This is a genomic window from Flavicella sp. IMCC45668, from assembly GCF_057219105.1.
Genome location: NZ_CM170114.1, coordinates 2,596,599 through 2,621,689 on the forward strand (window position 1 = coordinate 2,596,599; position 25,091 = coordinate 2,621,689).

Annotated in this window: 24 protein-coding genes; 8 read left to right on the top strand and 16 right to left on the bottom strand. The window is 32.8% G+C overall.

The window, feature by feature from the left end:
- Positions 1-36: 36 nt before the first annotated feature.
- From AC2DZ0_RS10675 to ric, 4 genes are all read right to left on the bottom strand, one after another.
- Positions 37-1,191 (bottom strand): DUF5929 domain-containing protein, encoded by a 1,155-nt coding sequence (locus tag AC2DZ0_RS10675; RefSeq protein WP_484490043.1) that lies wholly within the window; start codon positions 1,189-1,191, stop codon positions 37-39.
- 1 nt (position 1,192) lies between these two features.
- Positions 1,193-1,948, bottom strand: coding sequence for an SDR family NAD(P)-dependent oxidoreductase (locus tag AC2DZ0_RS10680; RefSeq protein ID WP_484641729.1), 756 nt, complete (start codon positions 1,946-1,948; stop codon positions 1,193-1,195).
- A gap of 106 nt (positions 1,949-2,054) precedes the next feature.
- The gene (locus tag AC2DZ0_RS10685) at positions 2,055-2,975 is read right to left on the bottom strand and encodes a hypothetical protein (RefSeq protein WP_484641731.1); all 921 of its coding nucleotides are present in this window, start codon (positions 2,973-2,975) and stop codon (positions 2,055-2,057) included.
- A gap of 100 nt (positions 2,976-3,075) precedes the next feature.
- The gene (gene ric, locus AC2DZ0_RS10690; protein ID WP_484641732.1) at positions 3,076-3,807 is read right to left on the bottom strand and encodes an iron-sulfur cluster repair di-iron protein; all 732 of its coding nucleotides are present in this window, start codon (positions 3,805-3,807) and stop codon (positions 3,076-3,078) included.
- 156 nt (positions 3,808-3,963) lie between these two features.
- Here ric and AC2DZ0_RS10695 point away from each other — a divergent pair, with 156 nt between their 5' ends.
- On the top strand, positions 3,964-5,463 hold the full coding sequence (locus AC2DZ0_RS10695; protein ID WP_484641733.1) for a carboxypeptidase-like regulatory domain-containing protein: 1,500 nt from the start codon (positions 3,964-3,966) through the stop codon (positions 5,461-5,463).
- Positions 5,464-5,516: 53 nt separating this feature from the next.
- A complete protein-coding gene (locus AC2DZ0_RS10700; RefSeq protein ID WP_484641734.1) occupies positions 5,517-5,867 on the top strand; it encodes a hypothetical protein in 351 nt (116 codons plus the stop codon).
- On the opposite strand, the gene AC2DZ0_RS10705 is transcribed toward AC2DZ0_RS10700, so the two are convergent.
- From AC2DZ0_RS10705 to AC2DZ0_RS10730, 6 genes are all read right to left on the bottom strand, one after another.
- The gene (locus AC2DZ0_RS10705; protein WP_484641736.1) at positions 5,864-6,319 is read right to left on the bottom strand and encodes a CBS domain-containing protein; all 456 of its coding nucleotides are present in this window, start codon (positions 6,317-6,319) and stop codon (positions 5,864-5,866) included. The two genes, AC2DZ0_RS10700 and AC2DZ0_RS10705, sit on opposite strands and share 4 nt — an antisense overlap.
- A 136-nt stretch (positions 6,320-6,455) precedes the next feature.
- Positions 6,456-7,898 (bottom strand): pyruvate kinase, encoded by a 1,443-nt coding sequence (gene pyk, locus AC2DZ0_RS10710; protein WP_484490050.1) that lies wholly within the window; start codon positions 7,896-7,898, stop codon positions 6,456-6,458.
- Positions 7,899-7,902: 4 nt separating this feature from the next.
- Complete coding sequence (locus AC2DZ0_RS10715; RefSeq protein WP_300323349.1) at positions 7,903-8,388, bottom strand: IPExxxVDY family protein; 486 nt, start codon at positions 8,386-8,388, stop codon at positions 7,903-7,905.
- A gap of 135 nt (positions 8,389-8,523) precedes the next feature.
- Positions 8,524-9,264 (bottom strand): ribonuclease III, encoded by a 741-nt coding sequence (gene rnc, locus AC2DZ0_RS10720; RefSeq protein ID WP_484490051.1) that lies wholly within the window; start codon positions 9,262-9,264, stop codon positions 8,524-8,526.
- A 7-nt stretch (positions 9,265-9,271) separates the two neighbouring features.
- On the bottom strand, positions 9,272-10,522 hold the full coding sequence (gene fabF / locus AC2DZ0_RS10725) for a beta-ketoacyl-ACP synthase II (RefSeq protein ID WP_484490052.1): 1,251 nt from the start codon (positions 10,520-10,522) through the stop codon (positions 9,272-9,274).
- A 7-nt stretch (positions 10,523-10,529) separates the two neighbouring features.
- Positions 10,530-10,766, bottom strand: a complete 237-nt coding sequence (locus AC2DZ0_RS10730; RefSeq protein WP_152286074.1) for an acyl carrier protein — start codon at positions 10,764-10,766, stop codon at positions 10,530-10,532.
- A gap of 177 nt (positions 10,767-10,943) precedes the next feature.
- On the opposite strand from AC2DZ0_RS10730, the gene purN reads away from it, so the two are divergent.
- Together purN and AC2DZ0_RS10740 are read left to right on the top strand one after the other, a co-directional pair.
- On the top strand, positions 10,944-11,504 hold the full coding sequence (gene purN, locus AC2DZ0_RS10735) for a phosphoribosylglycinamide formyltransferase (RefSeq protein WP_484490053.1): 561 nt from the start codon (positions 10,944-10,946) through the stop codon (positions 11,502-11,504).
- Positions 11,505-11,576: 72 nt separating this feature from the next.
- Positions 11,577-12,209 (top strand): ribonuclease H1 domain-containing protein, encoded by a 633-nt coding sequence (locus AC2DZ0_RS10740; protein WP_484641737.1) that lies wholly within the window; start codon positions 11,577-11,579, stop codon positions 12,207-12,209.
- 149 nt (positions 12,210-12,358) lie between these two features.
- Here the strand turns inward: AC2DZ0_RS10740 and AC2DZ0_RS10745 are convergent, their stop codons facing one another.
- A complete protein-coding gene (locus AC2DZ0_RS10745) occupies positions 12,359-13,573 on the bottom strand; it encodes an aminotransferase class V-fold PLP-dependent enzyme (RefSeq protein WP_484641738.1) in 1,215 nt (404 codons plus the stop codon).
- A gap of 124 nt (positions 13,574-13,697) precedes the next feature.
- Here AC2DZ0_RS10745 and AC2DZ0_RS10750 point away from each other — a divergent pair, with 124 nt between their 5' ends.
- On the top strand, positions 13,698-14,042 hold the full coding sequence (locus AC2DZ0_RS10750) for a DUF6686 family protein (RefSeq protein WP_484490056.1): 345 nt from the start codon (positions 13,698-13,700) through the stop codon (positions 14,040-14,042).
- Here AC2DZ0_RS10750 and AC2DZ0_RS10755 read toward each other — a convergent pair.
- Positions 14,039-14,554, bottom strand: coding sequence for a DinB family protein (locus AC2DZ0_RS10755; protein ID WP_484641740.1), 516 nt, complete (start codon positions 14,552-14,554; stop codon positions 14,039-14,041). The genes AC2DZ0_RS10750 and AC2DZ0_RS10755 overlap by 4 nt on opposite strands.
- Positions 14,555-14,557: 3 nt before the next feature.
- A complete protein-coding gene (locus AC2DZ0_RS10760) occupies positions 14,558-14,947 on the bottom strand; it encodes a RidA family protein (protein WP_484641741.1) in 390 nt (129 codons plus the stop codon).
- A gap of 399 nt (positions 14,948-15,346) precedes the next feature.
- On the opposite strand from AC2DZ0_RS10760, the gene AC2DZ0_RS10765 reads away from it, so the two are divergent.
- Complete coding sequence (locus AC2DZ0_RS10765) at positions 15,347-18,460, top strand: T9SS type A sorting domain-containing protein (RefSeq protein WP_484641743.1); 3,114 nt, start codon at positions 15,347-15,349, stop codon at positions 18,458-18,460.
- A gap of 109 nt (positions 18,461-18,569) precedes the next feature.
- On the opposite strand, the gene metG is transcribed toward AC2DZ0_RS10765, so the two are convergent.
- Positions 18,570-20,654, bottom strand: coding sequence for a methionine--tRNA ligase (gene metG / locus AC2DZ0_RS10770; RefSeq protein WP_484641745.1), 2,085 nt, complete (start codon positions 20,652-20,654; stop codon positions 18,570-18,572).
- 170 nt (positions 20,655-20,824) lie between these two features.
- On the bottom strand, positions 20,825-22,132 hold the full coding sequence (locus tag AC2DZ0_RS10775) for an ammonium transporter (protein WP_484490060.1): 1,308 nt from the start codon (positions 22,130-22,132) through the stop codon (positions 20,825-20,827).
- A gap of 219 nt (positions 22,133-22,351) precedes the next feature.
- Here AC2DZ0_RS10775 and AC2DZ0_RS10780 point away from each other — a divergent pair, with 219 nt between their 5' ends.
- Positions 22,352-23,263 carry a S66 peptidase family protein gene (locus AC2DZ0_RS10780; protein ID WP_484641746.1) on the top strand — a complete coding sequence of 304 codons (912 nt, stop codon included), beginning with the start codon at positions 22,352-22,354 and terminating at the stop codon, positions 23,261-23,263.
- Between the two features lie 37 nt (positions 23,264-23,300).
- Here the strand turns inward: AC2DZ0_RS10780 and AC2DZ0_RS10785 are convergent, their stop codons facing one another.
- Entirely contained in the window at positions 23,301-23,459 is a 159-nt protein-coding gene (locus AC2DZ0_RS10785) for a hypothetical protein (RefSeq protein WP_484641748.1), read from the bottom strand.
- A gap of 515 nt (positions 23,460-23,974) precedes the next feature.
- Here AC2DZ0_RS10785 and AC2DZ0_RS10790 point away from each other — a divergent pair.
- Positions 23,975-25,090: a TlpA family protein disulfide reductase gene (locus tag AC2DZ0_RS10790; RefSeq protein ID WP_484641749.1), complete on the top strand. Its 1,116-nt coding sequence runs from the start codon at positions 23,975-23,977 to the stop codon at positions 25,088-25,090.
- The last annotated feature ends 1 nt before the right edge of the window (position 25,091 follow it).

Consider the following 25,091-nt stretch of genomic DNA (forward strand, 5'->3'; position numbering starts at 1 on the left):
AAAAAGCTAAAAATGAACACTTACAGTAGATTTACCTCAAAATTTATTTTGAAGTTGATATTTCACTTTTCTAAGCAAACGAATTGCTTCTTTATACTGGACATAACTTTTTTTATCCTCTAATTTCTTTAAATATAAACGTGCAGATTGCAACTTAGCCTTTGCCTCGTTAAAGCCATTTAAATAACAAATCAAATATGTGATTGGAAAATCTTTAAAAACCTCTTTTTCAAATGTTGTTAACACTGAATTCCCAAGTATTTTTTCTAAAACAACATTATTTTCATCATATACTGCTTGCAGATTATTTTGATCAAATTTTGGAGTTTCAAAAAGAAACTCAGTGGCAATATTATACGTTCCATTGTCTCTGAAATGAATGACTGTTTTTTCTAATGGATACTTTTTTAAATCTTTCAAAATCCCCAAATAAACATACTCCGTAATCACAAAAGACTCTTTACCAATTTCAATGGTTACTATATCTAAAGAAGAAAAAAACAACCTGACCTGCTCTTTGATCAACTCAATATCTACTCTTGTATAATACAACTCCCCATCGATATACTTTTTCTCTCCTGCCCAACAGAGTACAAAATATTCCTTAAAAACTAAATATGTTGGATTGTATTTGACAGGATGTTGTTTGATAAAATCAAACACTCCATTTAGTGTCAACTCAATAGTGTCACTAGATGATTTTTCCAGTTTCTCTACAAGTTCTTTGTTGTTATTCCTCAACACAAACCCATCACTAGTAGGTGTAGATGCGCTTCCTTTTCTAAAAAAAGCCATCCCTTTATCGTATTTCCAATAATTTTTCTTTAATGATGATAATTTATTGGTAGGCATAATGGTTACCAATCCTAAAACCTTATGACGTGGTAATTTTGGAAAAGAAATATTCTCATATTTTATGAACGGCGGGTTCACCAAACAAGAATTTACTAAATCTTGAATTCGACTGTCATCGAAAAAATCTACTCCAACAATTTTATTTGTCCCATCATCAACACCAATCACAATATAGGAATTGTTCTCTGGATTTGAATTTGAGAGTGCACAAATATGTTTTAAAAATTTTGCCTTCCCTTCCTTAGAGTCTAAATCAATTTTTCGCTTGTTATCATAGAAACTATTTTCATCATTATGATTTAATAGATTCCTGATAAGAAGACGTTTGTTGATCATTTTAAAATTCTTTGTGAATTTGAGTTCCGGATGCTTGCGCGTTTGGCAATATTAAAATATCTGAAATATTTACATGATACGGTCTTGTAACTACAAAATGAATCAAATCTGCAATATCTTCTGCTGTTAAGGCGTCAAATCCTTTATAAACATTATCCGCACGTTCCACATCTCCCTTGAATCTAACAGTAGAAAATTCAGTATCTACTAAACCAGGATGCACAGCCGACACTCGAATTCCATATTTACTTAAATCCATTCGCATCCCTTTATTCAAAGCATCCACAGCATGTTTTGTTGCGCAATACACATTTCCTCCCTCATACACTCCTTTTGCTGAAATAGAACCGATATTGATGATTTGCCCCTTTTTCTGAGAAACCATTCTTGGACTAATCGCTTTGGTTATATACAACAACCCCTTGATATTGATATCAATCATTGCATCCCAATCATTTGTATCTCCCTCATGAATTGGATGTAATCCATGTGCATTACCTGCATTATTTATCAAAACATCAATATCCCGAAAATTTTCAGGCAAGGATTCAACAGCTTGAAAAACTGCATTTTTATCACTTACATCAAAATTTAAAATACAAACATCAGTAGTTGCAGAAAGTTCTTTTTGCAATAATTTCAATCGATCCAATCTTCTTCCACATAAAATTAATCTTATATTATTCTTTGCAAATATCTCTGCTGTTGCTTTTCCTATACCTGACGTAGCTCCTGTAATAAAGGCTGTTTTTTTCACTTTAAAATATTTAAGTTAAAGGTATAAAAAAAACCGTCTCCAAGCGGTGACGGCTTTCTTATTTTTGATTGGATAACCACAACCAACCAAAATCAACTAACCAAACTTAATATGAAATTTTATTTATTTTTTGTCTTTTTATTTTGGAGCGTTTCCGCTCAATTTTATTTTTATTAGAAATTTTTCCATCCTTTAAATATTGAATAAAATAATCTCCTTCAAATTTATATGTTGTCCCAGAATTGATATGAAATAACTCTACAATAGTATCACTTACTACAGTTAACTCAAAAGTTTCAGTGTTAATACTATCATAACCCAGTGTTAAAACTTTCAAATCGTCATATCCATCAATGTCAAAGATTTCATAATTACCTTCGTAATTCCAAAACACTAAATCAATATCCGTGCCAACTTTTGATTCTGAAGAATAAAATGTATTATTTTTTTCTGCAGTAAAGCGTAAAAAGTTCTCATAATCAAATTCATTCCTACTTCCCGCCATGCTTGTCTCATATTTTCTCCATATCTCAAAGTCTTGAAGAAGGTACTCTATATTCTCATAAAATAATTTATCGTAATCAAATTCTTCTACATCATACCCTATTAAAAAATAACTGGTTTCTGAAGCCACATGGTACAACTCAATTTCATTCTCAGATAACTGATGCACCTCAAAAGAATCTTGTCCATCTAAATCATGATTCGCCACGAGCACACCTCTATTTAAATCATAATTCCCAATTTGAATTCCATAACCGTTTACTTGGAAACCAATACCTGAGATATTATTATTTGCATACAAATTACCCCTATTAAAAGACAAGGTAAAGGCCAACTGCAAATACGGTATTTCATCAGATCCTTTAGTTGCATGGTAGTCTAAATACCACAAATCATAAGCCTCCACAAACCCCGGATCGCCAATGGACTCCTCAATATATTCATCTGAATACTCATTGATCACACAAGAACTAACCAGCAACAATGAAATTGCTAACGAAAATGTAATTTTTAAAAGTCTCATAGGCATTAGGTTTAATTAATTAAGACTTTTCAAAGTTTGTGCCAAAAAAAATATAGCTATGAAAATTTCCTTAAATGCGCCAGGCATAAATTTTCATTTGTTATAACTCACTCCATATATTTTTCTCTATTTTTTTTGCTTTTGGGTGTAAAATATTATTTTCTAAATGAATGTGTTGATGCAAATCCTCTTCAAACTCTTGCAATTTAGAATACATCGCTTTAAATGTATTGCACGCCTCCTTTGGAGTGGTATAATTATTAGTTAATTCGGCAATTCTTTTAAAAATTTCACCTGCAGATTCATGCTCCTCTTCCATCACTTGAATAGGGTTTTGAACCGATTGAAAATGAGGTTTAGCATACTCCTCCAATCCATTTTCTATTTGAACCAAATACTTGATATATGGAAAGAGAATTTTCTCTTCCTTTTGCATATGGAAATTTAATTCTTGAGCCACCTCCCTAAACAAAGATTGAATTTCTAACAATTCTGTATAATGGTGCCCATGAACTTTAGTCACTTTGTTAATATATTGATTCAAAACAGCCACACTATCTAAAACATATTTATGATGAATGTTTACAATATGATCAATTAAAAAATTTAAATTCCAGCTATCATAGTTTTCTGCTCTATTTGTTATTTGATCCACATTTTGCAAATCTTTCAACAAATCATCATACAAAACCCCTTTTTTATTGCAAACTTTATCCAATGAAACTCCTCCACCGCAACAAAAATCTATGCCATGCTTTTTGAAAACATCAGCGGTTTTAATATTATTAGAAACTACATCTGCTACAGTACACTCTTTGGTTATCGTTAACATATTCTACTATTTTAATAAGAGACTAATTTATCCTTTTTACAAATATATACAAAATCTAACCATTTACAAATTCGTTGTAACGAATTCATTTTCTTTATATAAGGAAATGAGTATCTTTAAAAAATCCAACCAAAATAAAATATAAAAACATTAACAATGTTCTTTTACAAAATGCCTTCTGCGAGCCAATTCCAAAAACTTTGTTTCGCACTTATTTCAAGCTTATTAATGTTTTCAACCTTCAAATCTGCTGCCCAAACGATAGAAGGAACCGTTTTGGAAACCGGAAAAAACACGCCATTACCCTATGTAAACATATTCATTAAAAAAAATAACAGAGGAACGATCACCAATGAATCTGGAACCTATTCTTTAAACATTAAAGGACTACAAGAAACGGACACGATTTCTTTTCAATTTATTGGATTTAAAACCGTAAATACAACTTTCCAAAGCTTATCAAAAAATCCTACGATACTATTAACGAACGATGTTATGTCTATTGAGGAAGTTGTAATTACGAACAAACAACTAAAGATAGAAGATATTGTAAAAAATGTTCTCAAAAACAAGGACCTCAACTACAATACAAATTTTCAAAAGACGCAAATATTCTCTAGAGAGCGCTACATAACCGATGTAAATAAAATAGAACTCGATTATAAAAAAAGTACTATTGAAGAATTAAGTGAAGATACCATTCGAAATTTTGAAGAAAAAATGCCTAAAACCTCTACTTCATATTTTGATTTTTTAGCGGATTTCTATTTTAACGGACAAAACTCTGATTTTAAAATCGCACCTATCCAAGCAGTAGAACTTATCTCTAAAGACTTGGCTGAACTTGCAAACTATGAAGACGTTTTTAACGCTCTTTTCGCCGACACAAAAGACAAAGAATATTGGAAGATAAAAAGCGGGATGTTTGGAGAAAAAATAGATTACGAACAAGACACTACAGAGGTGCCTGAAAATGCAGATAGTAGACCTCTTTCGTACTTTAAAGCACAAATCAAAGAAAAATCAAATTACGTTACCCTAGAAGACAAAAATTTTTGGGAGTTTTTACACAAAACCGGACGTTATAATTTTGAGTTAGAAGGAAGCACCTCTGTGAACGGTGAATCCGTTTATATCATCAGCTTTACCCCAAAAAAGAAAGGAAAATTTATTGGTAAACTATTCATCACCACTGAATCTTTTGCCCTCTTAAAAGCAAATTATCAATACGCCGAAGGTAAACGAGGGAAAAACTTCAATTTATTAGGAATAGGCTATACAGAAAATGGTTTTAAGGGCTCTATTTACTTTGAAAAAGAAAACAACACTTACCTATTAAAATATTTTTCTTTCAACAAAAATTACAACATACGAATCAATCGAAAAATTGCCTTGCAAAAAAAGAAAAACCGCTTCCTTTTTGATAAAACATTAAAAGAATTAAAAATTGGCTTGAATTTAAATTTGCAAATTCAAGAAGCTATTGAATATTTTGCTATAAAAACAGCAACCATAACAAAAAAGGATTTTGATAACTTTCAAGAAAACAAAACATTTAATGTAATCCACATTGACCAATTTGATCAAGAGCTTTGGAAAGGATATGACATCATAGAGCCAACAAAAAAATTAAAAGGCTACAAAAAGCTAAAATAACCTTGTTATATACCTGAAAAGGATTTTGTAACTTAGAGGAATATAATAACACTATGAAAAAACAATGCCTTGAATGTGGAGATGAGTTTATCGGTAGATCAGATAAAAAGTTCTGTTCGGATTATTGCAGAAACTCATACAACAACAAAGTTGACTCAGAGGCGAAAAATTTAATTCGTAACATCAACAATCGACTTAAAAAAAACTACAAAGTACTCAACAAACTAAATCCTTCCGGAAAAACAAAAATCCCTAAGTCTAAAATGATAGATGAGGGATTTTATTTTCAATATTTTACAAGTATTTACACCACTAAAACAGGTAATACTTATTTTTATGTCTATGATCAAGGCTATCTTCCTTTAGACAATGACTTTTATCTTTTAGTACGAAAGGAATCTTAAATATCTTTTAAGGCCAAAGCTGCTTTTAGAACATCTCTACGACTTATTTGCCCTACTAACTCACCATTATCTATCACAGGAAAACGTTTTCTTTTTGACTTATAAAACAACGTAGCAACTTCAAAAATTGACATGTCAGAAGTTATTGTTTCCACATCTTTTACCATATGGTCCTCTACCTTTACGTCATTCATTGGAACATTGTAATAGCCACTTTCCGCGATTTGCTTCATACAATCCCCCTCAGAAATAATTCCTAGCAACTGATTTGTATCATTTACCACCGGTCCACCAGAAATTTTATTTTTAATCAACAACTCCATTACTTCTAAAACCGATTGATCTGCTCTAAACGTGATTAATTTAGTAGTCATATATTTTGACACAAAAATTTTATCCGTGTAGTCCTTTTCCTCCTTTGTAGTTGGTGCTTTAAAATTCTTTATTGCCATGTGGTTATTATTTTAAGTAGTTAACAATTTCTTTTGCTTTTTGTTAGCTTCCCTAATATATAAATTTATTCATAAAAAAAAAGCGTCTTCAAATATAATTTAAAGACGCTTTTCAATTTCTATGTTCAGAATTAACCTATTGCACTTGACTAACTCTAATATTATTTGTCATTCCTTGCTCTTCAACAGGAGATGCATTTAAATTAATTACGTGATCACCCGTTTTTAAGAATCCGTATTTAATTGCAATTTCGTTTACATCTTTAATTGTTTCTAAAGTAGAAGCATCACTACTGTAATACTTCGCTTTCACTCCGTAATACAAGTTCAACATTGCCAAAACTCTTTTATTTGGAGAATAAGCTAAAATATGCGTATTCGGTCTCAATGCAGAAATTTGAACTGCCGTATACCCTGAATATGTTACTGTAGAAATAGCTTTAGCATCTATATTCTCAGCCAATAAAGCTGCCTGGTAACAAATTCCATTAGAAATAAAACGTTTTGGATCTTTCAATACAGGCACTACTCTAGGCACTTCAATCAATGGAGAATGCTCACAACTAGTAATGATATCACGCATTTTTCTAATTACCTCTACTGGGAAAGCACCAACAGACGTTTCACCAGATAACATTACTGCATCTGCACCATCCATAATAGAGTTGGCAACATCATTTACTTCAGCTCTTGTTGGAACCTGATTCTCGATCATCGTTTCCATCATTTGCGTAGCAATAATAACTGGTATCTTCGCTTCTTTTGCTTTTCTTACTAACATCTTTTGAACCAAAGGAACCTCAGCCATTGGAATCTCAACACCTAAATCACCACGCGCTACCATTAAGGCATCTGTATTAGCAATAATTGCGTCGATATTCTCTAAAGCTTCTGGTTTTTCAATTTTAGAGATTACTCTTGTTCTATATACTGAAGTATCAGAATTCTCTTCGATTAGCTTATGAATATCCGCTAAATCTGCAGGGTTACGAACAAATGATAAAGCCATCCAATCTACTTCTAATGACAATGCAAAAATTGCATCCTTTACATCTTTCTCTGTCAATGCAGGTAAAGAAATAGCAGTATTAGGCAAGTTTACACCTTTTTTAGACTTCAATGGTCCACCACGCAATACTTTCGTCGTTACATTTTCTTTTCCATCAGTAGCTGTTACTTCAAAAAGCAACTTACCATCGTCTACTAAAATCTGCTCTCCAACTTTTACATCCACTGGAAAGTTTTTGTACGTCATGAAAGCTTTTTCTTGAGTTCCTATTGGAAGATCAGCAGTTGTAAATGTAAATACATCTCCTTTTGCTAATTCAACTCCTTCCGTCATAACTCCAACACGAAGTTTTGGACCTTGTAAATCTGCCAAACAAGCAACATGGTATCCCATTTCCTCGTTTAACTCTCTAATAATCTTAACAATTTTCGTTACCTCAGTGTAATCAGCATGAGAAAAGTTAATTCTAAAAACGTTCACACCAGAGATCATTAACTCTTTTAAAGTTTCTCTGTTATTGATAGCAGGTCCAAGGGTTGCTACAATTTTGGTTTTTTTTGATTTTAACATAATTCTAAATAATTAAAAAATCTTTCGACTTTAGTGTTGCTATGTCTATAATATAGGAGGTCATAACTTGCTCCATTTTCTTTATTTCCTGAATCGTTTCGTATACAAGATACTCTTCGAAATCACCTTCAATTTTAACTAAATAATCCGTCTGTTTTTTCTCAGGGATCAAATAGCTCGTTCTGTTTACTGTTTCATTAATTGTTCCAAACAAACCATTTTCAATTGGCACCTGTGAGACACCATGAAATTTGTTTGCTATTAAAAACCAATCTACATCTATCGACTCGTCTAAATAGTTGAACACAGAAAAACAAGCATCCTGTACACCTTCTTCTACAACCAACGTATCTTTTGATTTTTGAAAGGAAGTATTCAAGTTCCTATTCAATAGATATGCCAATTTATAGTCTGGTAAACTTGTATGAATACCAATTAGTGTAAAATTTGAATCTTCAAAATCATCTATTTCCAACGAATGTACTTGCATAAAAACAAATTCTCTTATTAGATTTCAAATTTTAAAAACATGCGAAAAACGCAGGTTTTTTCAGAACAAAACTTCGGCTAAGTTACTTATAATTTAGAGCAACCTAAAAAAAACATACGAAAACGTTGTAGCGATTTAGAGGATATTCTTGATTTCATCTTGGTAGACAAAATATATTCTTTTAGATGCAATTTCTTCAGCTTTCTTTTTTGAAGTTGATCTACCTTTAGAGACTACCTTATCATCGATCATCAATCTTACACTGTAATGTCTGATATTTTCGTTACCAGAATCTTCATAGGTTTGAAATTCAAGATTCTTTTTCGTTTTTTGGCACCATTCGATCACCAAACCTTTGTAACTAGTAATTTTATTTTCTAAGGACGGTATATCAACAAAGGCGTTGATTACCCGCTTATCAATAAATTTCTCACAATAGCGATATCCCCTATCCAAATAAATAGCACCAATTAGAGCCTCAAAAATATTACCATAAATATTCTGACCCATTCTATTTTTAGAGATGGTACTCTTCACAAAACGTATTAAATCGAGCTCTTTACCTAAAGTGTTCAATTGATTTCTACTTACAATCTTTGAACGCATTTGGGTAAGGTACCCTTCATTTCCATCAGGAACTGTCTTAAACAAAAAAGCCGCTATAACAGATCCTAACATAGCATCGCCAAGAAATTCCATCCTTTCATAATTGATAGGATTTCCATTCTCATCCAATACTTTTATAGATCTATGTATAAAAGCTGTTTTGTAATAATTGATGTTCTTAGGACGAAAACCTAAAAGTTTTTTAAGCGCAACATAAAACTCCTCATCATCTTTATCCTGAGGATTTATTATGTTACGAATAAATTTCAAAGGCTACTTAGTCTATTTTTTTTATCAATACACATGCGTTGTGCCCACCAAACCCGAAAGTGTTACTCATCGCCACTTTGATATCTCTTTTCTGAGGTTTGTTCAAAGTAAGATTCAACTTTTCATCAATACGCTCGTCATTCGTTACGTGATTGATTGTTGGAGGTACAATTCCATGTTTCATAGACAAAATTGTAGCAATTGCTTCAATTGCCCCAGCAGCACCTAATAAGTGCCCTGTCATAGATTTAGTAGAATTGATATTGATGTTGTATGCTTTTTCACCAAACACATCTTTGATCGCTTTTGTTTCAGCAATATCTCCTAACGGAGTAGATGTTCCGTGTACGTTAATTGCATCAATTTCATCTAGAGATACACCAGCATCTTTGATACAGTTTAACATTACATTTTTAGCCCCTAATCCTTCTGGATGCGGCGCTGTTAAGTGATGTGCATCTGCAGAAAGTCCTGCACCACCAATTTCAGCATAAATTTTTGCACCACGTGCTTTAGCGTGTTCGTATTCTTCAAGAATCAATGCTCCCGCACCTTCTCCCATTACAAAACCATCACGGTCTTTATCAAATGGTCTTGAAGCTGACTGTGGATCATCATTTCTCTGAGATAATGCATGTAAAGCATTAAAACCTCCCATTCCAGATTGCGTAATTGCTGCTTCAGAACCTCCTGAAACAATAACATCGGCATATCCTAAACGAATATAATTTAATGCATCAATAATTGCATTTGCCGAAGAGGCACATGCAGAAACAGTTGTAAAGTTTGGTCCTCTATAACCGTGTTTAATTGAAATCATTCCTGGTGCTATATCAGCAATCATTTTAGGAATGAAAAAAGGATTAAATTTAGGTGTTCCGTCACCAGCAGCAAATTCTAACACTTGTTGTTCAAATGTGTCAATACCACCAATTCCTGCACCCCAAATTACTCCTACTCTATCAACATCAATATTCTCAGGTGTCAAACCAGCGTCAGCGATAGCTTCGTCAGATGCAACCATTGCATACTGCGTAAACTTATCCATTTTTCTAGCCTCTTTCCTGTGAATAAAATCGTTGACATTGAAGTCTTTTAATTCGCAAGCAAAACGAGTCTTGAACTTGGCAGCATCAAAATTAGTTATAGGCGCAGCTCCGCTAACACCATTCACTAGTCCATTCCAATATTCTTCAATATTATTTCCGATTGGCGTCAATGCACCAAGTCCAGTTACTACTACTCGCTTTAATTCCATAAAAGTCTTACTTTTTTGCTTCTTCTATATAGCTTACTGCTTGTCCAACAGTTCCAATGTTTTCTGCTTGATCATCTGGGATTTGAATTGAAAATTCTTTTTCAAATTCCATGATTAATTCTACTGTATCTAATGAATCAGCTCCTAAATCGTTAGTGAAGCTCGCTTCGTTAGTTACTTCGTTTTCGTCAACGCCTAATTTATCAACGATGATCGCTTTTACTCTTGATGCAATGTCTGACATAATTTTTTATTTTAAATTTTAAATCGGGGCAAAAATAATAAACTTTCAATTAAAAAAGCATTTTACCCGAAAAATGTGCTCACTAAAATAAAAAATTATCTTTAATATTTTGATTATCTTGTTCTAATATTAATATTTATTGTTTCTTTTGCAGTTGAATTTCCTTTACAAAATATCATGAAAAGATTAGCAATATTAGCATCGGGGTCAGGTAGCAACGCAGAAAACATAATTCGTTACTTTCAAAACCACAAGTCTATTAAAGTAACTTCTATCGTTACCAACAGAAAAGAAGCAAAAGTTCTTGACCGAGCAAAAAAATTAAATATTCCAGCCGAATATTTCCCAAAAAAAGCCTTTTTTGACGAGGAAACCGTACTTGATCATCTAAAGAAAAACGCTGATTACGTCATCTTAGCAGGATTTTTATTAAAAATACCGCAAAATATTGTGGACGCTTACCCAGATAAAATCATAAATATTCACCCAGCATTACTGCCAAAATTTGGAGGAAAAGGAATGTATGGAATGCATGTACACACTGCAGTCAAAGAACAAGGTGAAACAGAAACCGGAATTACAATTCATTTTGTAAACGAAAACTATGATGAAGGAGCTATCATATTTCAGGCAAAAACTGAAGTCCTAGCCTCTGACTCTCCAGAAGACATTGCACATAATATTCACCAATTAGAGTACGCGCATTTTCCTAAAGTTATTGAAGAAACGCTTTTATAGCACACCAATTAAAATACTTTAATATATTCATAGAAAATAAACATCCCTAAAAGAAGTTAATATTTCTAAGTTATGGCAAAAAAATACTACGTCGTTTGGGAAGGAAAAAAAAGAGGTGTCTTCACTTCTTGGAATGTCTGCAAAAAAAATATTGACGGCTATCCAGGAGCGAAATACAAATCCTTTGCTGATAAAGAATTAGCTGAAAAAGCTTTTAAGGGAACTTATGAAGAATATAAAGGTGTTAGTACGAAGAAAAAAGAGCTTTCTGCTGAGGAGAAAAAAGCTTTTGGCAAACCTTTATTAAATACAATTGCCGTGGATGCTGCCTGTAGCGGTAACCCGGGACTAATGGAATATAGAGGTGTTGCTACCAGCACCTCTACGCAACTCTTTATTCAAGGTCCTTATAAATCTGGAACCAACAATGTTGGTGAATTTTTAGCCCTCGTGCATGGCTTAGCTTGGTTGCAACAAAAAAAACAACCTACCATGCCTATCTATTCTGATTCTAGAATTGCGATTTCATGGGTGAAACAACGCAAATGCAAAACAAAACTCCCAATCAATAAAGACACTGAAATTTTATTTGACTTGATAAAAAGAGCCGAATTATGGTTGAAAAACAATCCTTTTCAAAATCCTATACTAAAATGGGAAACCAAAGCATGGGGTGAAATTCCAGCAGATTTTGGTCGTAAATGATGACAAAGTCATCGTTTAAGTATCTCACTCGGATGAAAAACTATTTTAGTCGCCCGTTTATAGGCATTCTTCTCAAAAGGTAGATTTCATATTTTTAGGAAACCTTCAAACAGAAATATTTTGATTTCTTTCAAATAGAAATTCAATTGCTACGAAAGCATCATTTTTGCTTTTTTAACAGCGTCAATAAACACGTCTATTTCTTCCTTGGTATTGTAAAAAGCAAAGGAAGCTCTCACCGTACCTGGAATCTCAAAATAATTCATAATAGGTTGTGCACAATGATGCCCGGTTCTAACTGCTACTCCAAGTTTATCTAAAATACTACCTACATCAAAAGGATGTACCCCCTCTAAATTAAAGGAAATCACAGCAGCTTTTTTTTCTGACGTTCCGTATATTTTTATGCCTCCTATTTCAAGTAATTTTTCCGTACCGTATTGTAGCAATTCATCTTCATAAGCAGCAATATTTTCAAAACCAATAACATTCATATAATCAAGCGCTACACCAAAAGCAATTCCACCTGCAATATTTGGAGTTCCTGCTTCAAATTTATGAGGCAATCCAGCATAAGTAGTCTTTTCAAATGTTACGGTTTCAATCATCTCACCACCTCCTTGATATGGTGGTAATTTATCCAACCACTCTTCCTTACCATATAGAACACCAACACCAGTTGGTCCACATAGTTTATGAGCAGAAGCAACATAAAAATCTACCCCCATGGCCTGAACATCAGGTTTTATATGAGGACATGCCTGAGCTCCATCAATCAAAACTGCCGCTCCTACAGCATGTGCTTTGTCAATTATTTCTTGCACAGGGTTGATCGTTCCAAGAGCATTAGAGATATGATTGCTAAAAACCAATTTTGTTTTGTCTGATAATAATGAATCGTACACATCCATTTGCAATTCACCGGCATCATTAAACGGAATTACTTTTAAAATTGCTCCTGTACGTTCGCACAACATCTGCCAAGGCACAATATTAGAATGATGCTCTAAAGCAGAAACTATAATTTCATCACCTTCCTTTAACAAATCCGTAAAACCTGTTGCCACTATATTGATACTATGTGTGGTACCCGCTGTTAAAATAATCTCGTAAGATTTTTTAGCGTTGAAATGTTTCTGAACAGTTAACCTAGCTTGCTCATAAGCATCAGTTGCAACTTGACTTAAAGTATGTACACCACGATGAATATTTGCATTTATCTTAGTGTAATAATCTACTATCGCATCAATCACTACTTGTGGCTTTTGACTTGTTGCAGCATTATCAAAATACACTAAAGGTTTTCCGTTTACTTTTTCATTTAAAATAGGAAAATCCGCTCTTATTTTTTGAATATCAATCATAGGACTACTAATTTGAACTGCAAAAATACGACAGGAATTAGTCTTTACCTACAATAATGAACAAAATAAAACTTTTATTTAGACTTAATAAAAATAATATTATATTTGTTTAAAACATTTTACTATGACATCTGATATTACAATTTTAAACATGACAACAAATGGTATCATTTCAAAAAAACAATATTTCGACGAGTATCATATTGTATATAAGAATCTTAATTTTACATTTACCTTAAAAGGGTATGAAACCTTTACCAATTATATCCTTGATTTGAAGGACATCTTTGATGATCATAGAACTGAAAACTCATGCGGTTGCCAGGAAATGGAAATCCCTACTGGAAATGATAGTTTAAAACTAACACTTACCTACAATGAGCTAAGAGAACTAAAAGATTTATTCAATTTAAAACCCTTAAAGGTGAATATTATGAAAAGAATGGAATACAGTTTCTCTCTAAATTAATTTGAATTAAAATACCTTTCTTTCAAAACATTGATATGATGTATGGGGTGACCAACAATAACAAAACCAAGAGCCAAAACAGAAATTTTCATAAAACTCATTCCTTCTCTTAACAGCATTTCGTCAGAAAAACTTTTAAAAAGGGAAATGGTAGCTTTTCTTACCTCAACAAATTCTTGTAATAGATCCTCAATAGTTCTCGCAGAACTTGATGCATTTGCAGCATAGCCATTTTCATCAAACCCCGGCATCGTATTTTTGTCACCTCTTGCAAATGCCAAAGCTCTATAAGCTTGCACCCTCTCAGTATCGATGCAATGCTGTAACAAATCTTTTGGAGTCCACTTTCCAGGTGCATAAGAATATCCTTGATACTGCAGCAACTCCTCTTTTAAAGTTTCAAAAATATCTAAAGAAGATTCTAATTGTTCTAACAATGGGATTTCAGAATAAGCCAAATTGATATATCTGTCAAAAAACTCTGGCATAAAATTTAAATCTTCTATTTTCATTTCTTATTTTTTTAAAGCAGTAACTTCTATTTCAATTTTCATTTCTTTATTCGCTAAACCAGCAGAAATCATAGTAGCTGCGGGTTTAATTTTTCCAAAATATTTTTTCAAAATGGGCCAACATTTTTCAAAATCTTCTGCTACCGGAACAATATACGTAACACGAATTATATCATCCAAACTAGCGTCTGCTTTCTGCAATGTTTTTACGATATTTAACATACACTGTTCGCACTGCTCAACAATATCATTTGATATTGTCATTTTTGCATAATCATATCCTGTGGTTCCAGAAATAAAAACCCATTTATCTTGAATAACGGCACGCGAATACCCTATTTCATTTTCAAACGTTGATCCAGAACTGATCAATACCCTGTCTTTAGTTTCCATTTTTTTCATAAAGATACAACTAGTTCTTAATCTATCTAATGCCAAGCGTAGAAAGTAAAAAATAACGCATGACCTATGGATAGATATATACAAAATGTTATTCTGTAACCACACCTCTATTCTAACATAATACTGTTAAACACAAAGACAATACAGAAATAGGAATTGTAGTTAAAAAAATAAATAATTATTGGTAGGGTACAATGAGGCAAACATGTTTTATTAACAAACATGTATAACCTTAAAACAGCAACAATAAACATCTACTAACGTCAGCTATTCATAAAACAAAAGCAATTAGATATTTTGACTTGATTGAAACCGCTGCTGTTACTATGGCTATGAACAACTACAACACCCACCTATAACTATTAAACAAACAACAAAACACCTATTATTATGTATTCTACTACTGCAATCACAAAGAACTACTTTGTATTCCTTTTATTCTTGACAAGTTTATTTACACAAGCACAAACCACGTACATACCTGATGACAACTTCGAACAAGCATTAATTAACTTGGGTTATGACGATGTTTTAGACGACTATGTTACTACAGCAAATATCTCCGGTGAAACAAGTTTAAATTTAAGTTACCAAGGAATTACAGACTTAACCGGTATTCAGGATTTTCAAGCTTTAACGACATTAGATTTGGGCGATAATGACTTTAGCACACTAAACTTAAGCACTCTTGTCAATCTAACAGATCTTAGTATTGACAATAACGAGAACCTAATTAATATTGATATCACTAAATTAACTTTGCTTGAAAAACTAACATTCCATTCTACAAACATTTCAGGGATTGATCTTTCTAAAAACACCGCTTTGATACAATTATTATGTGGAGCCGAATTAACGGAATTAAATATTTCCGCCTTGGTCAATTTAAAACAATTATATGCAGGTGGTAACCCCTTTACAACTTTAGACCTTTCTAAAAACACTAACTTAACTATTCTAGATTTAGGGTCAAGTCAACTATCTACCATAGATCTTACATACAATACTGCTTTAAAACAGTTATATGCTTCAAATAACGAATTTATTTCAAGCATAGATTTCACTTATAATACCAACTTAACGAATATAACAATTTCTGGCGGAGGACTGTCTACATTGGAGGTTCCTACTCTAACAAACTTGAAAAATTTAAGTGTGTCAGGAACCAATATTACTAGCGTTAACCTTTCTACCAATACAGCTTTAGAAAGTTTAAATCTAACTAATAATGATATAGAGACTATATCCGTTTCTAACAATATTAATTTAACTTCAATCAATGTAGCAAACACATTGCTAACCGGTCTAGATCTAACTCACAATACTTCTTTAACAAGTGTAACGGTATCAGGTACAAATTTTACCTTGTTAGATTTATCTAACAACCCATTAGTAACCACAGTTAATGTCGAAGACTCTAATTTAGAAGAAATCGACCTAACTAACAATTCTAGTTTAGAATATTTCTATGCACAAGGTGCCAATTTTACCTCATTGGATTTATCAAACCGAACTTCACTTTTAAGAGCAAATATTCAGGATAACAATTTGGTTCAGTTAAATTTACAAACTACCACTGCGTTGACGTATTTAGAAGCTACAGGAAATCCAGGATTAAACTGTATACTAGTGGATGATGCAACTGCAGCAACAACAAACTTCTCTGATGATGTTGACAATGGAGTTGTTTTTTCTGAAACGAGTTGCGATGCCGTTTCTATACCTGATGAAAATTTTGAACAAGTCTTGATAGATTTAGGTTATGATAGTGGTGACGTAGATGGAGTTGTAAGTCTCGCTAACATTATAGACATAACTACATTAGATCTTTCTGGGAAATCAATAAGCGATTTAACAGGGATCCAGTCTTTTCCTTATCTAACTAGCTTAAATATTAGCAACAACAACCTTGCAGAATTAGAAATCCAAAACTTAAACAGACTTCAAACATTAGATGCCTCTCAAAACAGTTTAACGACATTGGATATTAATGAATTAGAATCTTTAACAACCATCAATATTAGCTACAACAGCTTGACTCAACTAGAAGCGAACGATCTTGAAAAGCTTACATCCCTAAATATCAGCAACAATAACTTGATAGCCCTAAATATTGCAAACGGTAACAACGCAGCATTTTCTTTGATGAATGCCACCAATAATAGCGAACTAACCTGTTTGGAAGTAGACGATGTGGATGCTGCTGAAAATAACAATGCATTTAGTGTTGATTCAGGAATTGAATACAGTACAGATTGTCATTATTTTGAAACATATGTACCTGACGACAACTTTGAACAAGCCTTGATAGATAAAGGACATGACGATATACTTGATAATTATACTCAAACTAGTGACATTTCAATAATTACAACTTTAGATCTATCAGGTTTAGACATAACTGACGTAACTGGTTTAGAAAATTTTACATCATTAGAAACATTAACTCTAGATGATAATTCATTGACCAGCATAGACGTTTCTACATTAGTGCAGTTAACAGAACTTTATTTAGACAATTGTGGACTGAATAGTATTGATGTGTCCGATTTAGTATTGTTAGAAATTCTAGATCTAGATGACAATTCTTTAAACTCAATAAACCTAACTCAAAACGTTTTATTGGAAGAAATTGATTTCGAAAACAATAATATAAATACGATCGACCTAAGTAAAAACATTGCTTTAAAGGAAGTAGATTTTGCTTTTAACAACCTAGATGCTATCAATTTAAGCGCACTAGAAAACTTAGAAGACATTCGATTACAAGGAAATAACTTAGAATCAATTGACTTTAGTTACAACCTATCCATAGATGATTTATACATTCAAGAAAACGAATTAACAGAAATAGATGTAACCATGCTGGTGCATTTAGATGATGTAAATTTCGGAGACAACAACCTAACTACCATAAACCTAACCAATGCACCAAACTTAGATGAATTAGCCTTAGAAAACACCCTCATCACAAGTCTAGATTTAAGTAACAATATAATTTTAGATGAATTGGTATTAAATGGAACAAAACTAACTAGTTTAGACCTCTCATTGCATACAGGCTTGAAGGAGATAGAATTGGATAACTGTGCATTGACCAGTCTTAACGTAGCGAACGGAAACAATGATATAATAACACTTTTTACTGCCATAAATAACAACTTAACATGTATTGTTGTAGATGATGAAACATCTGATTCATTTAGCAATATTGATAACGGTGTTGTATTAAGTAAAAACAGTAATTGTGCTTCTGTTTTATCAACTGATAAACCGGAGATGATAGAATATGTTACCCCTACAATATATCCTAATCCTTCTTCGGGTACCGTTTATATTAAAGAAAAAACAGATAATATTGAAGTGTATTCAATGTCAGGTAATAAAGTATTAGAAACTACAAACAACTCCTTTGAGGTTACAACACTTTCACCTGGAATATATGTTGTTAAGATAAAATACAATAATAAAACTACATTAGAAAAATTAGTAGTTCGCATGTAGATACTCTATTGTATAAAGTCAATAGATTCTTTAATTTCTTTATCTCATAAAAAACCTACCTAGTTTAAACTAGGTAGGTTTTAATCTTTATAAAATTGTCTCGAAAGATTTAACTCACTTGAGCTCCATTCGCAACATTTTCTGTTGAAGGTTGCACAAATGCTAATTTACCCTCTTTAGTATCTGTCATCAAAATCATTCCTTGACTTTCTACTCCTCTTAATTTTCTTGGCGCAAGATTCACCAAAACAGATACTTTTTGACCAATAATATCTTCTGGCTTAAAGCTTTCTGCAATTCCAGATACTATGGTTCTTACATCAATTCCAGTATCTACTTTTAACACCAATAACTTTTTGGTTTTAGGCATTTTTTCTGCTTCAACAATGGTCCCGATTCGGATATCCATTTTTGTGAAATCATCAAACGTTGCTGTTTCTTTTTGAGGTTCTACCACCTTAGATTCAGCCTCATTTGCCAATTTTGTAGCCTCTAATTTATCCAATTGCTTCTGCACCTCTGCATCTTCAATTTTCGCAAATAACAATTCTGCTTTTCCAATAGTATGTCCTCCCGGAAGTAGCACTTCTTTTGAACCAACATCTGACCATGAATTCTCGATACAGTTCTCCTTTGTCGAATCACTCGAACCGACATTCAGAATGTTTTTTAGCTTTTCAGAAGTAAAAGGCAAAAATGGCTCAGATAACACAGATAATCCTGCCGCAATTTGCAAGGCAACATACATAATTGTTTGCACTCTTTCTGGATCTGTTTTAACTTGTTTCCATGGCTCTTCATCTGCCAAATACTTATTCCCTAAACGAGCAAAATTCATCAGTTCGCTCAAGGCTTCTCTAAATCTGTATCGTTCAATTGATTTAGAAATAATCTGTGGATATGCTTTTAGTTGTTCCAAAGTCTGCTCATCTAACTCAGTAAACTCCTTTGGAGATGGAACCACACCACTGTAATATTTATTGGTAAGAACTACTACTCGATTGATAAAATTTCCAAAAATCGCAACCAATTCGTTATTGTTACGTGCTTGAAAATCTTTCCAAGTAAAATCGTTGTCTTTTGTTTCTGGTGCACTTGCTGTTAATGCATAACGCAGTACATCCTGTTTGTCTGGAAATTCTTCTAAATATTCATGCAACCAAACTGCCCAGTTTTTAGAAGTAGATAATTTATTTCCTTCTAAATTTAAAAACTCATTTGCAGGAACATTATCTGGTAAAATATAATCTCCTTGTGCTTTTAACATCGCAGGGAAAATGATACAGTGAAATACAATATTATCTTTTCCAATAAAATGTACCAATTTGGTGTCCTTATCTTTCCAATAAGGTTCCCAATCTTTACCTTCTCTCGCTGCCCATTCTTTGGTAGAAGATATATAACCAATAGGAGCATCAAACCAAACATACAATACTTTTCCTTCTCCGCCTTCTGCAGGTACCGGAATTCCCCAATCTAAATCACGTGTTACTGCTCTTGGTCTTAAACCGTCATCAATCCAAGATTTTACTTGACCATATACGTTAGACTTCCAATCACTTTTATGACCTTCTAAAATCCATTCTTTTAAAAAGGCTTCGTGTTTGTCTAAAGGCAAAAACCAGTGTTTGGTTTCTTTTAAGGCAGGCACATTTCCTGTTATTGCAGATTTTGGATTGATCAAATCTGTAGCATTATGAGATGTACCACATTTCTCACATTGATCTCCATAGCTTTCTTCATTCCCACATTTAGGACAAGTACCTATTACAAATCGATCTGCCAAAAATTGTTTAGCCTCAGCATCGTATAATTGTTCTTCAACTTTCTCAACAAACTCCCCTTTTGCATCTAAATCTTTAAAAAATTCAGAAGCCGTTTCGTGATGGATTGGAGCTGAAGTTCGAGAATAATTATCAAACGTAATCCCAAAATCTTGAAACGATTTTTTTATGATTCCATTGTACTTATCTACAACATCTTGAGGTGTAACCCCTTCTTTTTTTGCTGTAATGGTAATAGGCACACCGTGCTCATCAGAACCACAAACAAAAGCAACATCTTTTCCTTTTCCTCTTAAATAACGTGCGTAGATATCAGCAGGCACATACACCCCGGCTAAATGTCCAATATGGACAGGTCCATTTGTATAAGGTAAAGCTGCTGTAATGGTAATTCTCTTTGGATCGTTCATCGTAATATTTTAATGGCTGCAAAGTTACATATTAATGTTGATTATTACTATGTGGAATCTGACCGCATTCTATGTTTGTAAAAATTCCCTTTTTAATTATTAATTTTTACCCTAAAAAAAAAGCACCCTATGAACTTAGGGTGCTTTTTTAGTTTTTAAGACTTCTTATTTTAGTCTTCTAAATCGTCAATTACATGCTTGTCAATGTTAATTTGAGACTCACCATGGTAACTGATATCCATTCCTTCTAATTCATGTTTCTCATGGATACGTGCACCTCCCGTAATTTTAGCTACAACCACAAATACAATATACGTTGCTACTGCAGAGTAAATGATTGTTGCTCCTACAGATTTCAACTGTAAAAGTACTTGCCAAGGGTTTCCGTCAATCAATCCAGCTCCATCAGGGTTTACTACTGAAGTAGCAAAAACTCCTGTTAAAATTGCACCAACAATACCAACTAAACCGTGCATTCCAAAAGCATCTAAAGTATCATCATGTCCAGTAAATGATTTGAATTTTACAACACCCCAGTACCCAACAATACTACCAATTCCTCCAATAACCAAAGCACCGGTAACATCAACAAAACCAGCCGCTGGCGTAATAGCAACTAGTCCGGATACTGCTCCAGAAGCAATACCAATCAACGTTGGTTTTTTAACTATTTTCCATTCTATAATCAACCATACCAAACCACCAAAACAAGCAGCAACGTTTGTTGTTAAAATTGCATTCGCAGCAATTCCATTGGCTGCATAAGCAGATCCTCCGTTAAATCCGTGCCATCCGAACCACAATAAAGCAGCTCCTAAAATCATCAACTTTATTGAAGATGGTTTTCTTTCTTCGTCTAAATGCAATCTTTTACCTAACAATAGAGATAAAACCAAACCAGCAACTCCGGCATTTACGTGAATTACAGTACCTCCTGCAAAATCTAAATCACCATGCAAAAACCCATCAGATCCCCATACCCAGTGGCAAATTGGAGCGTATACAACAATCACCCAAACAAACGAAAAGATAGTCCAAGTAGAAAATTTTACTCTTTCAATAATAGATCCTGAAACAATTGCAACGGCAATAGCCGCGAAAGTCCCCTGGAACATCACATCTAACAATAATGGAATTCCATCTCCATCTGTTGGCTTAATTCCGTGTAACAAAAGGTAATCAAAGCCACCAATAAAAGCATTTCCTTCAGAGAAAGCAAAACTGTATCCTACGATTACCCATGCAATAATTCCTGTACAAAATGAAACAAACGACATTCCGATTGTATTCAATACAGATTTGTTTTGTGTTAACCCAGAATAAAATAAGGCTAATCCGGCTGGAGTCATCATCATTACAAGAGCCGTTGACATTAACATCCAAGCAGTATCTCCTGTATCAATATTATTTGCTGCTGATGCGGAAAGCGTTGAGCCTCCAAGCAACAAAATAGATAACAACGATAATTTTTTCTTCATAATTTTTAATTTAGTTCGATTAATATGAAAGTTTCTATGAGCGGCAAAACTACGTGTTTTATAAGAGATTAAAAAAAATACGGATCAATTTAGGTCTTGTGACTTGAGTAAAATTCTTTAAATAAATTGTAATATTGTAACAATTCTAAGACCTCAACGGTGAAATTTATATTTATAATTTTTTGCAGTTTTCAAATACTGCTCGCGCAACATCAAATCATGAAAAAACCTGATTTTTTAAAACCTGGAGATACAATTTCTATTGTGGCCCCTTCTGGAATTATCAAAAAAAACGCTAGTATTTATGAAGCCGCTGATTTGGCCAAATCATGGGGTTTACATGTGCTTATCGGAGATCATGTTTTTGATAGGTATCATCATTTCTCTGCAACAGATAAAAATAGATGCGCTGATTTTCAAAAAGCCTTAGACAATCCTTCCATAAAAGCCATTTGGTGTGCAAGAGGTGGTTATGGAGCTGTTAGAATTATCGACGATATAGATTTTACTGAATTTAAAAAAAATCCAAAATGGATTATTGGCTACTCAGACATTACTGTATTTCACAATCATATTCATAATATGGGAATTGAAACCATACATGGTATGATGCCTGTGAACGTTGAATTTCCGAAAGAAAAAACCATAGAAAGTGTAAAGACGCTGCAGCAAGCGTTATTTGGGGAATTAAAAAACTACACCATTTCCTCTTCCAAATATAATATTGAAGGAACTGCCAAAGGAATTTTAGTTGGAGGGAACTTGACCTTATTGGAAAATCTATTAGGCACCCAATCCTCTATCAACACCGAGAATAAAATTTTGTTTTTTGAAGAAATAGGTGAATATAAATACCATATTGACAGACTATTACAGGGACTTAAAAGAAATGGATATTTTGATAATTGTGCAGGAATAATAATTGGTGGAATGAGTCACATCAAAAAAAACACCCCTGCCTATGGTCAAACTATTGAAGCCATTATCTTAGATGCTTTACCTAATAAAAATATACCTGTAGTATTTGATTTTCCGGCTGGACATGACCCTGAAAATAGAGCCTTGTTTTTTGGCAACACGATAGAACTTACGGTTACAAAAGCGACAACAAGAATTTCTTTTGAAAATTAAAATACGGCCATCTGTTAGAGATGACCGTAGTACCTATTTAAATGAATAAAATTGGGTCATCATCGTCCTCCTCTATTACATCATCTTTTAAGTGTGGTTTTGGGTAAAGGGTATTGGTAACTTTGTCAAAATAACTTAACAAATTTTTCTCTAAGTAATTATCTATTTCGGTTGCAATTCTTCTAATTGTTTTCATAATTAATTTAATTTTTTCTCATAAAAAAAGACGCTAAATAAGCGCCTCTACAATTCATAAGAAATTGATATTATTTCTAATTGGTATTATAAAGGCTTGTAGGTGGACATACAAAATGCTTATGGCGTAGCATTGTGACTTTTACCATTTTGATTGATTTTACTGTTGATTTGCGTACTTGTCTGTTCATAATTAAAAATTTATAGTTACTATTATTACATAAAAAAAGCGCCCATATAAATGGACGCTTTTTGTATTAGATAGATATATTTTATTACATACTATGATACAATTTCGTCCTTGATACGTGGTTTTTTACCATGTTCAATCGAATCATATGCTTACAAAAAGCAACTAAAACTGATGTATGTAGATTATTTGTTTTCATTTGTGTTACAAATATTAGAATTTTTAATCTGAATTACAACTAGTTATACTGAAAAAACAAAATTTAATTTTTAACCCTTTTTGATTACAAAATCTAATATTCATTATCTTCATCCAAAAAAAATGAAATGATTGCTAAAAATTCTATGAAAATATTTTCTATAATACTGTTTCTAAATTTTAACTTTTTAGCTGCACAATGGAAAACTGCAGCCGCCGAAAAAATTGTAAATGATGTTATCATTACCTATTCCGTCATCTATGAAAATGAATTATCCGAAAGGCAAAAAAAATCCTCTCTCTACAAAAGTGAAATAGTAGTTGCTTTTAACAAAAACAGCTTAAAGGAAACATCTTTTGGCTCTTCTAGCGGTCTTCAAAAATTCAATTTTTTAGATTACAATAATGATGTTTTTTATCAATGTACTGAAAGTAGCTCCTCTAAACTAGCTATTTCAAATAGTTTTAAAAAACCTTACAAAGAAGCTACTTTACAAAAAGGAAAAACAAAAAAAATTATTGGAATGCCCTGTGAAGAATATATTACAATTGTCAAAGGAGTTCCTACAAAAATTTACAGTACACAAAAGTTTGGGCTAAAATTTATTCATCAATACGACATCGCTGGTTTTCTTTTGGACTACCCTGGTTATGACAAGTACCTTGGAAAATATAGAGTTGTTGCCAAAAAAATAAACTATGCCAAGTTACCAGCATCCTATTATTCTTTAGATAAATTTATCAAAATCACAAAGGAGCAATATGAAAAAAGCAGGAAAAAACCGGGCGAAAAATACAAAGCTCTTTATGAAAAAATGATTGGATCTAAAACTCCAAAATACAGATTTAGAACTACAGAAGGTGAAAAGTTTAGTACTAAAACGAATGAAAATAAAATAGTGGTACTTAATTTTTGGTTTACAACATGCCCGCCATGTAAGTCTGAAATTCCTCATTTAAATGATTTACAAGAAGAATTTGCAGATAACCCTGATGTGGTATTTTTAGGAATTGCATTAGATGATAAATTGAAATTAGAAAACTTTGTTGCGGAACACCCTTTTACTTACAAGCTAGTATCTGATGGAAGATATGAAGCCAATATGTTTAACGTGCCTGCCTACCCAACTAATATTATAATTGACAAAAAAGGTAACATCCGTTTTTATAAAACAGGTGGACTTACTAAAACTGCTACCAAGGCACTCTCTTATAAAATAGATGATTTATTAGAAGAGGAATAAT

Coding starts and splice junctions, on each gene's coding strand:
- AC2DZ0_RS10775 (WP_484490060.1), bottom strand. CDS start 22,132: ATGAAGAAAAAATTATCGTTGTTATCTATTTTGTTGCTTGGAGGCTCA.
- AC2DZ0_RS10675 (WP_484490043.1), bottom strand. CDS start 1,191: ATGATCAACAAACGTCTTCTTATCAGGAATCTATTAAATCATAATGAT.
- AC2DZ0_RS10715 (WP_300323349.1), bottom strand. CDS start 8,388: ATGCAAGTACATTCGTTGGAAATAGATGATTTTGAAGATTCAAATTTT.
- fabF (WP_484490052.1), bottom strand. CDS start 10,522: ATGGAATTAAAGCGAGTAGTAGTAACTGGACTTGGTGCATTGACGCCA.
- AC2DZ0_RS10695 (WP_484641733.1), top strand. CDS start 3,964: ATGTTCTTTTACAAAATGCCTTCTGCGAGCCAATTCCAAAAACTTTGT.
- AC2DZ0_RS10760 (WP_484641741.1), bottom strand. CDS start 14,947: ATGGAAACTAAAGACAGGGTATTGATCAGTTCTGGATCAACGTTTGAA.
- AC2DZ0_RS10750 (WP_484490056.1), top strand. CDS start 13,698: ATGACATCTGATATTACAATTTTAAACATGACAACAAATGGTATCATT.
- AC2DZ0_RS10790 (WP_484641749.1), top strand. CDS start 23,975: ATGATTGCTAAAAATTCTATGAAAATATTTTCTATAATACTGTTTCTA.
- AC2DZ0_RS10700 (WP_484641734.1), top strand. CDS start 5,517: ATGAAAAAACAATGCCTTGAATGTGGAGATGAGTTTATCGGTAGATCA.
- pyk (WP_484490050.1), bottom strand. CDS start 7,898: ATGTTAAAATCAAAAAAAACCAAAATTGTAGCAACCCTTGGACCTGCT.
- metG (WP_484641745.1), bottom strand. CDS start 20,654: ATGAACGATCCAAAGAGAATTACCATTACAGCAGCTTTACCTTATACA.
- AC2DZ0_RS10745 (WP_484641738.1), bottom strand. CDS start 13,573: ATGATTGATATTCAAAAAATAAGAGCGGATTTTCCTATTTTAAATGAA.
- AC2DZ0_RS10755 (WP_484641740.1), bottom strand. CDS start 14,554: ATGAAAATAGAAGATTTAAATTTTATGCCAGAGTTTTTTGACAGATAT.
- AC2DZ0_RS10730 (WP_152286074.1), bottom strand. CDS start 10,766: ATGTCAGACATTGCATCAAGAGTAAAAGCGATCATCGTTGATAAATTA.
- AC2DZ0_RS10780 (WP_484641746.1), top strand. CDS start 22,352: ATGAAAAAACCTGATTTTTTAAAACCTGGAGATACAATTTCTATTGTG.
- AC2DZ0_RS10705 (WP_484641736.1), bottom strand. CDS start 6,319: ATGGCAATAAAGAATTTTAAAGCACCAACTACAAAGGAGGAAAAGGAC.
- AC2DZ0_RS10685 (WP_484641731.1), bottom strand. CDS start 2,975: ATGAGACTTTTAAAAATTACATTTTCGTTAGCAATTTCATTGTTGCTG.
- AC2DZ0_RS10765 (WP_484641743.1), top strand. CDS start 15,347: ATGTATTCTACTACTGCAATCACAAAGAACTACTTTGTATTCCTTTTA.
- ric (WP_484641732.1), bottom strand. CDS start 3,807: ATGTTAACGATAACCAAAGAGTGTACTGTAGCAGATGTAGTTTCTAAT.
- purN (WP_484490053.1), top strand. CDS start 10,944: ATGAAAAGATTAGCAATATTAGCATCGGGGTCAGGTAGCAACGCAGAA.
- AC2DZ0_RS10785 (WP_484641748.1), bottom strand. CDS start 23,459: ATGAAAACAATTAGAAGAATTGCAACCGAAATAGATAATTACTTAGAG.
- AC2DZ0_RS10740 (WP_484641737.1), top strand. CDS start 11,577: ATGGCAAAAAAATACTACGTCGTTTGGGAAGGAAAAAAAAGAGGTGTC.